The organism is Methylobacterium sp. 1030, assembly GCF_040544715.1.
Classification (GTDB): Bacteria; Pseudomonadota; Alphaproteobacteria; order Rhizobiales; family Beijerinckiaceae; genus Methylobacterium.
In genome coordinates, this window is the sequence record NZ_JBEPKM010000012.1 from 1 (window position 1) to 12,202 (window position 12,202).

At 71.4% G+C, this 12,202-nt stretch carries 12 protein-coding genes; all 12 read right to left on the minus strand.

Going from position 1 to position 12,202, the window contains the following annotated elements:
• Positions 1–118: 118 nt before the first annotated feature.
• Entirely contained in the window at positions 119–2,158 is a 2,040-nt protein-coding gene (locus tag ABIC30_RS18290; RefSeq protein WP_354455901.1) for a molybdopterin oxidoreductase family protein, read from the minus strand.
• 224 nt (positions 2,159–2,382) lie between these two features.
• Positions 2,383–3,075 (minus strand): GntR family transcriptional regulator, encoded by a 693-nt coding sequence (locus tag ABIC30_RS18295; protein WP_042672622.1) that lies wholly within the window; start codon positions 3,073–3,075, stop codon positions 2,383–2,385.
• A gap of 85 nt (positions 3,076–3,160) precedes the next feature.
• Entirely contained in the window at positions 3,161–3,925 is a 765-nt protein-coding gene (locus tag ABIC30_RS18300; protein WP_042672624.1) for a carboxymuconolactone decarboxylase family protein, read from the minus strand.
• Positions 3,922–4,311 (minus strand): cupin domain-containing protein, encoded by a 390-nt coding sequence (locus ABIC30_RS18305; RefSeq protein WP_020093166.1) that lies wholly within the window; start codon positions 4,309–4,311, stop codon positions 3,922–3,924. The genes ABIC30_RS18300 and ABIC30_RS18305 overlap by 4 nt, the downstream gene beginning before the upstream one ends.
• A gap of 9 nt (positions 4,312–4,320) precedes the next feature.
• On the minus strand, positions 4,321–5,226 hold the full coding sequence (locus ABIC30_RS18310) for an NAD(P)-dependent oxidoreductase (RefSeq protein WP_354455902.1): 906 nt from the start codon (positions 5,224–5,226) through the stop codon (positions 4,321–4,323).
• Between the two features lie 26 nt (positions 5,227–5,252).
• A complete protein-coding gene (locus ABIC30_RS18315; RefSeq protein WP_354455903.1) occupies positions 5,253–6,629 on the minus strand; it encodes an MFS transporter in 1,377 nt (458 codons plus the stop codon).
• A 90-nt stretch (positions 6,630–6,719) separates the two neighbouring features.
• Positions 6,720–7,121 carry a carboxymuconolactone decarboxylase family protein gene (locus tag ABIC30_RS18320; RefSeq protein ID WP_042672632.1) on the minus strand — a complete coding sequence of 134 codons (402 nt, stop codon included), beginning with the start codon at positions 7,119–7,121 and terminating at the stop codon, positions 6,720–6,722.
• A 58-nt stretch (positions 7,122–7,179) separates the two neighbouring features.
• Positions 7,180–8,616, minus strand: coding sequence for an aldehyde dehydrogenase family protein (locus tag ABIC30_RS18325; RefSeq protein WP_354455904.1), 1,437 nt, complete (start codon positions 8,614–8,616; stop codon positions 7,180–7,182).
• Positions 8,617–8,620: 4 nt separating this feature from the next.
• Entirely contained in the window at positions 8,621–9,493 is an 873-nt protein-coding gene (locus ABIC30_RS18330; RefSeq protein WP_020093161.1) for an NAD(P)-dependent oxidoreductase, read from the minus strand.
• Between the two features lie 55 nt (positions 9,494–9,548).
• Complete coding sequence (locus ABIC30_RS18335) at positions 9,549–9,875, minus strand: NIPSNAP family protein (RefSeq protein ID WP_020093160.1); 327 nt, start codon at positions 9,873–9,875, stop codon at positions 9,549–9,551.
• A gap of 12 nt (positions 9,876–9,887) precedes the next feature.
• Positions 9,888–10,697 carry an N-acyl homoserine lactonase family protein gene (locus ABIC30_RS18340; RefSeq protein ID WP_020093159.1) on the minus strand — a complete coding sequence of 270 codons (810 nt, stop codon included), beginning with the start codon at positions 10,695–10,697 and terminating at the stop codon, positions 9,888–9,890.
• A gap of 127 nt (positions 10,698–10,824) precedes the next feature.
• The gene (locus ABIC30_RS18345; RefSeq protein ID WP_354455905.1) at positions 10,825–12,063 is read right to left on the minus strand and encodes an MFS transporter; all 1,239 of its coding nucleotides are present in this window, start codon (positions 12,061–12,063) and stop codon (positions 10,825–10,827) included.
• Positions 12,064–12,202 lie beyond the last annotated feature (139 nt).

Consider the following 12,202-nt stretch of genomic DNA (forward strand, 5'->3'; position numbering starts at 1 on the left):
GCGGCTACGAGGAGGGCAACCACGGCGAGGCCGCCCACTACGTCATCGAGAAGGCCTTCGTCGAGAAATAGCGCACCCGCGCAGGCCGGTTCGGCCTCAGCCCGGTGCGGTCCGGAATTCAGGCTGCGCGAACCCAGACCGCGGTGTCGTGGAAGGCGGCGCCGTCGTTGGGCGCGGCCGGCGCGGACCCGATCAGCGCGTTGATCCCGCTGCCCCCGCCGATGAAGGCCGCGCTCGGCCACAGGCTCTCGACCACGACGACGCCCGGCTGCTGCCCCTCGGCGAGCCGCGCGTGCAGCCGGACCCGGCCGCGGGCATTGCCGACCTCGACGGCGTCCCCCGTGCCGATCCCGAGCCGGTCGCCGTCCGCGGGGTGGATCAGGCAGGTCGGCCGCCCCTCGCGGCGGAGCGACTCGGGCACGTTGGTGAAGGTCGCGTTGAGGAACTGGCGGGCCGGCGGGGCGATCATGCGGAACGGGTGCTCCGCGTCGGCGGGCTCGGCCTCCGGCCAGTGATCCGGCAGGGACGGCATCCCGGCCGCGCGCGGGCCCAGTGACGCCCAGTCGGGCGCGAAGCGGAAGCGCCCGTCGGGATGGCCGAACCCGTTCAGGAAGTGGCTCTCGGCAAAGTCCGGCTGCGCGTCGATCCAGCCCTCCGCCCCCAGCCTGTCGAGCCCGCCCCAGCCGGAGCGCGCCAGGGTCGCGTCGGCGAGGTCCCGGGCGCTCAGGCGGAAGCCCGGGTGGTCCGCGCCGAGCCGGGCGGCGAGCGCCGACAGGAGCGCGTGGTTCGAGCGGCACGCGCCGGGCGGCTCCAGGATCGCGGGGCCGGCCTGGATGTGGCTGTGGCCGCCGGCCCCGTAGATGTCGTCGTGCTCCAGGAAGGTGGTGGCCGGCAGCACGAGGTCGGCGAGCGCGGCCGTCTCCGTCAGGAACTGCTCGTGCACGGCCACGAACACGTCCGGCCGCGCGAGCCCGGCGCGCACCCGGGCGCTGTCGGGCGCGGAGACCGCGGGATTGGCCGACTGGATCAGCATGGCGCGGACCGGGGGCCCGCCCTGCAGGGCTTCGGGATCGTCGGCGAGCACGGCGCCGATCCGGCTCATGTCGAGCTCGCGCACGCCCGGCGCCCGGGCGTCGAGACCCTCCGTCAGGGTCTTGTCCCAGTTGAAGATCGCGGCGTGCTGCCAGAGGGCGCCGCCGCCCGGGTGCTGCCACGCGCCGGTGACGGTCGGCAGGCAGGTCACCACGTGCAGGTTCACCGCGCCGTTGCGGCTCCGGGTGAAGCCGAAACCGCAGCGGATGTAGCTGCGCGGCGTGTTGCCGTAGAGGGCCGCGAAGGCCTCGATCGCGGCGGGCTCCAGGCCGGTGATCGCCGCCGCCCATTCGGGCGTGCGCGACGCCAGATGCGCCTCCAGCGCGGCCGTGTCCTGCGCGTGCGCGGCGAGATAGGCCCGGTCCGCGTGGCCGTCGCGGAACAGGACGTGGAGCACCGCGCAGGCCAGCGCCCCGTCGGTCCCGGGCCGGGGCGCGAGGTGGAGGTCGGCCGCCGCCGCGGTCCCGGTGCGGTACGGATCGATCACCACCAGCTTGGCGCCGCGCGTCTTGCGGGCGCGGCTGATGTGGGTCATCGCGTTGACCTGCGTGCTGACCGGGTTGCCGCCCCAGACCACGATCAGGTCGGACAGCGCCATCTCGCGGGGATCCGGCCCGGCGATCCGGCCGACCCCGGCGCTCCAGCCCGCGATCGCCACCGCCGTGCAGATGGTGCGCTTGCGCCGCGAGTAGCCCATCACGTGGGTCAGCCGGTGGATGCCGTCGCGCTGGACGAGCCCCATGGTCCCGCCCGAGTTGTACGGCCAGACCGCCTCCGGCCCCCAACGGTCCGCCGTCTCGGAGAAGGCCGCGGCCAGCCGGTCGAGCGCCGCGTCCCAGGAGATCCGGCGCCACGCCCCGCCGCCCTTCGGCCCGACGCGCTCCATGGGGTGGAGGATCCGGTCCGGATGGTGGACGCGCTCGCCGTAACGGCTGACCTTCGCGCAGATCACCCCGGCCGTGTAGGGGTTGTCGCCGCCCCGGACCGAGACGACGCGCCCGTCCGCGACCTCCACGTCGAGGCTGCAGGCGGAGGGGCAATCGTGCGGGCAGACGGTCCGGACCAAGCGACGAACTCCCGTGGCGCCAGCATGGGGAAGCAAGGACCGTGCGGTTCTGGGCCTTCCGCCGGGGGACCGCAAGGCGTGTCGCCGCCGGTCGCTCGGCGCAGGGCGCCCGACATTGCCAACAGGGCGGCGATCCCCTGGACCGCCTCGGCCACGGGCGTCGCCGCGGAGGCGACCTCGCCGCCCTCCCCCGCGCAGGGTCTGCGCGCCCGCGGACCGCGCGCTCAGCTCACCGCGTCGAGGGACGTCTGCGCGATGCGGAACGCGAGCTGCTTGAGGGCGACCGCGCACGCGTTGGTGACGTGGAGGCGGGCCAGCTGCTCGGCCTTCGCGGCGTCCCGGGCCCGGAAGGCCGCGACGAGGGCGTCGATCTCGGCGAGGCTGTGCGGCAGACGCTCGGGATGCATCAGCGATGTCGCGCGCAGCAGGTTGATCCGCGAGTAGAAGCCGCGAAGGGTCTCGCGGACCAGATCGTTCCCGCAATGGCTGAGCATCACGTCGTACAGGACGCCCTTGGCGCGCAGGACGCGGTCCGTGTCGCCGCTGCCGGCGGCCTCGCGCAGATCACCGGCAGCGCGTCCGAACTCGGCGATCGCCGCGTCCGTGGCCTGGGTGGCGAATTCGTGCGCCGCGTAGCCTTCCAGCACGGCCCGCAGCGCGTAGAGCTGACGCGCCTCCTCCACCGAGATCGAGGCCACGACCGGGCCGCGATGCGGCACCGTGTGGACGAGCTTCTCGGCCTCGAGCCGGCGCAGGGCCTCGCGCACGGAGGCGCGGCTGACGCCGAGCCCCTCGCACAACTCGCGCTCGATCAGCCGCTCGCCGGGGGCGTAGACGCCCGACGTGATCGCCTCGCGGACGGCGTCCTCGACCTTTTGCCGGAGCGTGTCCGGCTGGATGGCCCTGATCTTGTTCATCGCTGGGGATTCGGGGATCGCTGGCGAGCCGAAGCGGTGGCATGGCGCAGCCTCGGGTGGCAAGGCGTGCCCCGGCGCGCGTCGGTCAGCCCCGGCCCCGCACGGCCAGTTCGTCGCGCAGGATCGGCGCGGCCAGTTCCGCGCCGTGCATGCCGATCAGGCTGACGATCTCGAGGACTTCCATCAGCTCCTCCTTGGTCGCCCCGTAACCGAGGGCGTTCTTCATGTGCATCTTCAGGCCCGGCACGTAGAGGTGCGTCGCCGCCGCGTCGAAGGCGCAGTAGACGAACTCCTTCATCTTCGGCGTGAGCACGCCGTGGCGCCAGGGCCAGGCCGAGAAGTCGAGGTAGCCCTCGAACAAGTCGGGATCGAGTTCGAGGAGACCGTCCCAGAACGCGTGCCAGTAGCCCCGGTCGCGGGTGAAGTCGGATTTCAGCTGCTCCTGCCGCGGCGTCAGCGGCGCGGGGCCGCTCCGCTGACCGGCCTCCTCCAGCACCTCCAGCAGCAGCGGCACGCCGATGTTGCAGGCGTGGATGCCGAGGGTCGCCGTGAGCGCGAGCACCTCCGTGATCTCCTCGGCCGTCGCGCCCGCGTCGAGGGCGTTGCGGATCTGGCGGCGCGTCCCGGGCGCGTAGAGGTGGGTCGCGGCCGTCGCGGCCGAGAGCGCGATCAGGGCGCGGTCCTTGGCGCCGAGATGGTTCTTGCGCACGGGGACCATCGCCAGCCGGGCCCAGGCGTCGAGGAAGCCCGGGGCCAGCTCGGCGAGGGCCGCCTGCTCCGCGTCCCAGTAACCGAGCTCGCCCTGCACGGTGTGCCGGAGGCTCTCCGGGCTCGGCGCGGGCCCGGTCATGCCGTGGCTCCGGCGTAGTCGGCCTCGACCACCTCGTCCTGCCAGTCGGTCTTGCCGAGCGAGATCGCCGTGTGGAGCAGGTAGCTGTCGGCGGCCGCGCCGTGCCAGTGCCGCTCGTCCGCGGGGATCCAGACGGTGTCGCCCGCGCGGATCGGCTGCGCCTGCTGGCCCGCGACGCAGATCCAGCCCTTGCCGGCGGTGACCTGCAGGATCTGGCCCTGCGCGTGCGCGTGCCAGAAGGTCCGCGCGCCGGGCGTGAAGAAGACGTTGTTGATCATCACGCCGCCCGTCGACGGCATCACCGGGTCGGCCCAGACCTGTCCGGTGAAGGTCGGCCCGCGGCTCTCGGACTTCGCGCTGTTCTCGCGACCGTGGAAGATCTGCATCGTATCCTCTCAGTTCTCGTGTCGGTTGCCGTGGAGCCGGACACCGCCGGAGACGTCGCCGATGGCGTCGACGACGCGGTTGGAGATGACGTCGCCATAGCCGAGCGCCGTGGCGAGGCCGAAGCTCGCCATCGGGCCGGACGCGTTGAGGGAGGCGACGCCGAGCTCGTGCAGGAGATCGGTGTAGAGCACGACGTCCTTGGTCATCAGCTTGCCGGTCAGGCCGCCTTCCAGGTAGTCGCCGTCGACGATCTTCGGGAAACGGTTCAGCGTCGCGAAGTTGACGCCGCTGGAAGCGTTCAGCACCTCCAGGAGCCGGTGCAGGTCGAGCCCGGCCTTCCGGCCCGCGACCATGACCTCCGCGGTGGCGGCGAGGCTGACCGCGTTCAGGAAGTTGTTGAGCAGCTTGGTCGTGTGGCCGGCCCCCGATCCGCCCATCACGACGACCTTCTGGGCGATCGGCGCGAACACCCAGTCCAGCCGGTCGATGACGGCGGGATCGCCGCCGACCATCAAGGTCAGCGTGCCTTTCTCGGCCGCGGCGGCGCCGCCAGAAATGCCCGCGTCGACGTAGGCGACGCCGCGCTCGGCCAGCGCCGCGGCGATGCGGCGCGTCGAGCTGGCCGAGGCCGTGCTGAGGTCGACGACGATCTGCCCGTCCCGGCAGCCCGCGAGGACCCCGCCCGCGCCGAGCACGACGCGCTCGACCACCTTGCTGTCGGGCAGGGACATCAGGACCACGTCCGTCTCACCGACGACCGCGGCGATCGAGGCCGCGTCCGTCGCGCCCCAGCGCGCGGCGGCCTCCCGGTCGGTGTCGAAGCCGACCACATCGATCCCCGCGCAGGTCAGGCGGCGTGTCATGCGGCCGCCCATGTTGCCGAGCCCGATGAAGCCGATCCGGTTCCCGTTCATGCTGCGTCCTCCGCGCGGCGTCCGGCTCAGTGGCCGGTGCCGAAATCGACGTCCTTGGTCTCCGGCCCGATGAGCGCGCCCACGGTGCCGATCAGGCCGCCGACGATGAGCAGGGCCACGGGCGTCAGCGCGAGCGGCATCAGCGCGCTTAGCCAGTCCATGTAGAAGGCGTAGAAGGACGGGATCACCACCGAGAGGCTGAAGCCGATGCCGAAGCCGGTGGCGCGGACATCCGTGGCGAAGCGCTCGTTGATGTAGGTGACGATGACGCCCCAGGGCGAGGTCACGATCACCGCCAGGAGGCTGACCAGCAGCACGCGGGTGCCGAACGCCATCTCGGGCGTGACGGTCAGCGTGTAGAGGATGTACGCGCCCACCGTCGCGATCAGCGGGCCGACGATCACGAAGAACCGCCGGCGGCCGATGACCTGCCCGAGCAGGCCGGAGCCGATGTAGCTGAAGAACAGGATCGTGTAGCAGATCATCAGCGTCGCGGTCAGCGCGAAGCCGTTGAGGTGCAGGGTCTTCACCAGCAGACCGGTCGGCATGTAGATCGTGATGATGTTCTGCGTCGTCCAGAAGCCGGTCATCAGCAGCAGGACCTGTAGGAGGTCGCGCCCGCCCTTCCCGGTGAACAGGCCCGCCATGGGCGATGCCTCGGCCTGTTCGGCCCCGGCGGCGGCCTCCTTCTTCCAGACCTCCGATTCCGAGACCTTGTGGACGTAGTAGAGGGCGAGCAGGCCGGCCAGCGCCGCGCCGACGATGAAGGGGATGCGCCAGCCCCAGACCGTGTAGGGCGACCCGGGCCCGTCGAGCGGGAACAGGTAGAACATCAGCATCGTGATGAGGTTGATGCTGACGTAGGCGGCCGGGAAGCCCGCGATGATCAGGCCGCCGACGAAGCCGCGCTTCTCCTTCTTGGAATACTCGATGGCGAGCGGCATCGCCCCGGTGTAGCCGCCCCCGAGGAAGATCCCGTCGAGGAAGCGCAGCAGCACCAGCATGATGTACGAGGCGAGGCCGAGCGTCTCGTAGCCGGGCAGCAGGCCGATCAGCAGCGTGATCACCCCGAAGCCCGCCACCGAGTAGATCGAGGCGGCCCGACGCCCGACCTTGTCGGCGATCAGGCCGAAGATGAGGGCGCCGATCGGGCGGCCGAGCAGGGTTGTGATGAACACCAGCGAGGCCAGCACCGTCTCCATCTGGGGAGACAGGTTCTTCGGCTGGAACATGAACATCACCGGCGCCAGCGCGACCACCGGCAGGTAGATGTCGAACATGTCGATGTATTCGGAGAAGAACGCGCCGCGAATGGCGCTCTTCCGCTTCTCCTCGATCGACTGAGACGCGGCCGAGCGCGCGCCCGCCGCGTCCGTTGCCAAGGTTGCCGACGTGACCGTCATGGCGTTTCCCTCGCTGTGATCGTGCCGCGCATGTTTTTGACTGCGTCGGTTCTTGAGGCGCGGGCTCGCGCCCGCGCATCGGTTCGCGGGTCAGCGCCCGCCGGCGTGTTCCTCGTCCCACGCGGCGATCGCCGCGGAGGCGGTCCGGAAGGCGGCCAGGGCCGCCGGGGCGCCGCAATAGACCAGCGCCTGCATCAGCACGGCCTGGATCTCGTCCTTCGTCACGCCGTTGTTGAGCGCGCCTTTGACGTGGACGCCGAGCTCGTGGTGCTGGTTCATCGCGGTCAGCATCGCGATGTTGAGCATGCTGCGGGTCTTGAACGGCAGCGTCTCGTCGCCCCAGACCGCGCCCCAGCAATACTCCGTCACGAGCCGCTGGACCGGACGGTTGAACGCGTCGGCATTGGCCCAGGACTTCTCGACATGGGCGGCGCCGAGGACGGTCTTGCGGTTCTCGAAACCCTGGCCGAACAGCTCGCTCTCGTCGGACATCTGGTTCTCCTGGTCGGGGCCGACGCGCGCGGGCGCCGGCCGCATCGCGCGGGACGGTTCAGTCGAGGCCGAAGCCGATCATCGCCTTGGTCTCGAGGTATTCCTGGAGACCGGCCTCGCCCCATTCCCGGCCGTTGCCGGACTGGCGGTAGCCGCCGAACGGCGCGTGGACGTCCGGGGGCGGGTAGTTGATGTGGACTTGGCCGCCGATGAGCCGCCGCGCCACGGCGCGCGCCCGGTCGCGGTCCCGTCCCTGCACGTAGGCGGCGAGCCCGTAGCGCGAGCCGTTGGCGATCGCGATCGCGTCGTCCTCGCTGTCGTAGGCGAGGATCGACAGGACCGGGCCGAAGATCTCCTCCCGCGCGATGGTCATGTCGGGAGTCACGTCGGCGAAGATTGTCGGGCGGACGTAGAAGCCGCGGTCGAGGTGGTCCGGCCGCTCCGGGCCGCCGGCGACGAGCCGCGCGCCCTCCGCGATGCCGGTGCGGATCAGCCCGACGACGCGCTCGTACTGGGTGCGGTTGACCACCGGGCCGAGATCCGTCTCGGGGTCGGCGGTCGGGCCGAGCCGGAAGCCCGCCGCCGCCTCGGCCGCGATGGCGGCCGCCTCGTCCATCCGGGCCCGGGGCACGAGCATCCGCGTCGGGATCGAGCAGGACTGGCCCGAGTTCGTGCAGCAGGCCGCGACACCGCGCCGGACCGCCTGATCGAAGTCGACGTCCTCCAGCAGGATGTTGGCGGACTTGCCGCCGAGTTCCTGCGCGACGCGCTTGATGGTCGGGGCCGCCGCCCGGGCGATCTCGATCCCGGCGCGGGTCGACCCGGTGAACGAGACCATGTCGATCCCCGGATGCGCGGCGATCGCGGCGCCGACACCGGAGCCGTCCCCGTTCACGAGGTTGAACACGCCCGGCGGCACGCCCGCGTCGTGCAGGACCTGCGCGAACAGCATCGCGCTGACGGCCGAGTACTCGCTGGGCTTGAGCACCATCGTGCAGCCGGCCGCGAGCGCCGGGGCGATCTTCACGACGATCTGGTTGATCGGCCAGTTCCAGGGGGTGATCAGGCCGCAGACGCCGATCGGCTCGCGCCGGATCCGGGTGGTGCCGCGATCCTCCTCGAACGCGAAGCGCTCCATCACCGCGATCAGCGCGCTGAGGTGCGCCGGGCCCCGCGCCGCCTGCCCCTTGCGCGCGAAGCCGATGGGCGAGCCCATCTCCTGCCGGATCGTCTCCGCGAAGATCTCGAACCGCTCCTCGAAGAGCGCGAGGATCCGGCGGAGGAGCGCGACGCGTTCGGCGGGCGCCGTCTCCGAGAAGGCCGGGAAGGCGGCGCGGGCCGCGCGCACGGCCCGGTCGACATCCGCGGCATCGCCGAGCGCGAGGGTGCCGAACGCCGTCTCTGTGGCGGGATCGATCAGCGGGAACGGCTGAGCCGAAACCGGCTCGACCCAGGCGCCGTCGATGTAGAAGCGGCTCAGGTCCGTAAGCGCCATGGTCTCAGGCTCCCTCGGCCAGCAGGCGGTACATCTCGGTGTGGTCGGCCGCGGGCCCGACCTCGCCGGCGATGGCGTGCCAGGTCTCGATGCAGTGCCGGCCGAAGCCGAGCGGGTAGTCGACCGAGTCAGCCAAAGCCCCAGCGATGCCGAGATCCTTGTCCATCAGCTTCAGCGAGAAGCCCGAGGCGAAGCTGCCGCTGAGCATGAACTGCTTGACCTTGTTCTCGGAGGTGTTGCTGCGCCCGGACGAGGCGTTGAGCACGTCGGTCATGGCCTCCGGCGCGATGCCGAAGCGCTGCGCCACGTGGAGCGCCTCGACGGTGGCGAGCAGGCCCGCGGCGGAGACGAAGTTGTTCAGCGCCTTGGCGGCGTGGCCCGATCCCGCTTGGCCGATATGCAGGACGGATGAGCCCATCGCCTCCAGCACCGGCCGCCAGCGGGCGAGGAGATCCGCCTCGCCGCCGACGAGGATCGCGAGCGTGCCGTCCACGGCCCGCCGCACGCCGCCCGAGACCGGCGCGTCGAGATAGCCGAGCCCCTTCCCGGCGAGCGTCTCGCCGAGGGCGCGGGAGCGCACCGGCTCCGACGAGCTCATGTCGATCACGGTGGCGCCGGCCGGGAGCGCGTCGGCCCAGCCCTCGTCGAGCAGCACCGCCTCGACGATGGCCGAGTTCGGCAGCATCGTGATCAGCAGGTCGAGTTCGGACGCGTTCTCCCGCGTGAGCGTCGCCGCGCCGAGATCCCGGGCGAGCGCGTCGGTCCGGCCGGCATCCGCGTCCAGCAGGCGGAGCGCGTGCCCCGCTCGGGCCAGGCACCGGCTCATGGGATCGCCCATCATGCCGAGGCCGATGACGCCGATGGTTCTCTGTTCCATGCCGTGAATATCCCTCTGGGCGACGGCCGGACTGGCCCGGCGCCGCGTGTCCCCGTCAGCGCAGGGCGGAGAAGTCCGTGGGGGCGAGGAAGGTGTTCTCGATCCGGGCGACGATCGGCCGGTCCTTCTCGGTCTCGGCGCGGGCGGCGATCCAGTCCGGATCGGCCTGGAAGGCGTTCCAGCGCGCCTCGCGCTGGGCCATGTCCTCCCACTTGAGCAGGTAGGTGAGCGCGTGGTTGTCGGGACCGACGAGCGTAGTCCAGAAGCCGACCTGCTCGATGCCGTATTTCTGGAAGAAGCCGAGCGTGGTGGAGCGGAACCGCTCCAGCAGGGCCGGCAATCGGGTCGGGGCGCAGTAGTAAACGCGCATCTCGACGATCATGGAATCCTCCGGTCAGTAGGTCGGTGAAGCGGTCGGAGGCAGGTCGACGCGCGCGATCCAGCCGGCGACATCCGCGGACGCCGGCGGGTAGATCGCGAGAACCTGCGGATCGTGGCCCGGGACGATGTGATCCTCGGACTCGGCCAGATGCCGGACCGTCCGGTAGCCCTCGAACATGTCGCCGACATTGTAGACGATGGGATAGGCGAGCCGGCGACCGATATTGGCGTAGAAGTGCGCGGCGTCGGAGGCCAGTACGACCCAGCCGCGCGCGGTCCGGACTCGGACGATCTGCAGGCCGTCCGAATGGCCGCCGACCCGGTGGAGGGTGATCCCCGGATACAGCGTGTCGGTCGTCTCGCGGAAGCGGACGCGGTCCTCGAACAGGCGGTCCACCATCGCCTTCACGTCCTCGGCGGCGAAGGGGTGGCGGACCTCCGGATGGCACATGCACCGGCCGGTGCAGAACGCCATCTCGCGTTCCTGGACGTGGAAGCGGGCCGTCGGGAACAGGTCGTGGTTGCCGGCGTGGTCGTAATGCAGGTGGGTCAGGACGACGTCCTCAACCCGCAGCGGGTCGACACCGATCCGCGCCAGGCCCTCCTCGACCGGCCGCACGATGCTGCGGCCCCGCTTCGTCGCCATCGCGCGGTCGAAGCCGGTATCGACGACGATCGTCCTGCCACCGCCGACGACGACCCAGACGAAGTAATCGATCGGCATCGGGCCGTCGTGGATGTCCCCGCCGATGAAGTTCTCGCGGGCCATACGGTGATGATGCGCGTACTTGATCGCGTAGATCTCGTAGATCTCTGCGTCCATGCGGGCGTTTCCTTCGGGCGGCCGGTTGACCCGGCTCATCCTCGCGGATGCCTCTCATCCGCGGGCCGAATGGAGCACATCGTCCGACAATCTGTCAATCTGGCAAAATCTGGTCCGCATCCGCCGATCAGGCCGGCGCCCTCGGGCGACGCATCGCGAAGCCGAACACCCACAGGGACAGGCCGAGATTGATCGCCGCCACGGCCAGCATCACCTCCAGCAGGGGCAGCAGGCCGAGCCGTTCGGCGACGTAGCCGCAGGCCAGGGGCGTGATCGCCTGGCCGAGGAGCGGGAGGCGGGCGAGCCGGCCCATCGCCGCCGCGTACTGGCCCTGTCCGTAGAGCGCCAGCGGCAGCGTGCCCCGCACGACGGTGCGCATGCCGTTGCCGGCGCCGTAGAGCACCATCGCGAGCCACGTCAGGGACGGGATCGTCGCTAGCAGCAGGAGCCCCAGCCCGACGCTGGCGCTCGACAGGAGCAGGGACCAGGCCGGGTGGGCGCGGCGGCCGAGGGCCAGTTCGACGACGCGCACGCCGACCTGGGCGGGACCGATCAGGCCGGTCAGGGCCACCGCGGCGGTCGCGCCGACGCCCAGCGTCTGCAGCAGGTTGAGCAGTTGCACCGAAGTGGCGGTCATGATCATCGCCGCCATCGTGAAGGTCACGGCGAGCAGGCGCTCCGCCGGCAGGCGCGCCGCTTCGGTCGAGCCGGTCGGCTCGTAGGGCCGGGGCGCCGCGGCGGGCTCGACCGCGCCCCGGCTCCGGGCCGGCAGCGCCCAGGCGAAGAGTGGGACCACGAGGGCGACAGACAGGATCGCGTAGGTGAGGCAGGCCCCGCGCCAGCCGACATGATCGACCAGGAACCGCGTGGCGGGCCAGCAGAGCGAGACCGCGAAGCCCGACGAGATCGCGATCTGGGTCATCGCCCCGCGCGCGGCGGCGCCGTAGGCTTGGCCGATCGCCGCGAAGAGCGGGTCGTAGAGCGCGGCCGACATGCCGAGGCCGGCGACCATCCAGGCGAGCAGGAAGACCGGGAGGGACTGCGCGACCGCCATCAGCACGAGGCCCGCCGCGATGATCGTGGCGCCGGCTACGAGGACCGGCCGCCCGCCGTGACGCCGGATCATGCGGCCGACGAACGGCGCGGGCAGGCCCGACACGAAGATCGCGAGCGAGAGCGCGCCCACCACCATCGCCTGCGGCCAGCCGGTCTCGGCGACGATCGGGTCCGAGACGACGGCGGTGAGGAAGAACGTGCCGCCCCACAGGACGATCTGCGTGACGCCGAGGGCGACGTTGCCGGCGATGGTCGGACGCGGTAGCGTATCGGGCGGCTCTGAGCCGCGCGCGGTTGGGGCGCCGGGCACGATGATGATGTCTCCCAGTGGTCGTCTTCGAGGCTGCAGGGCCTCGAGCCTCACTAGCGCGCTACCGGGCCGATCAGCCCCGCAATCCTCGATCTGCAGCCGTGCGCGGGGTTCGGAGGTGACGGCGGGGTCGACGGCG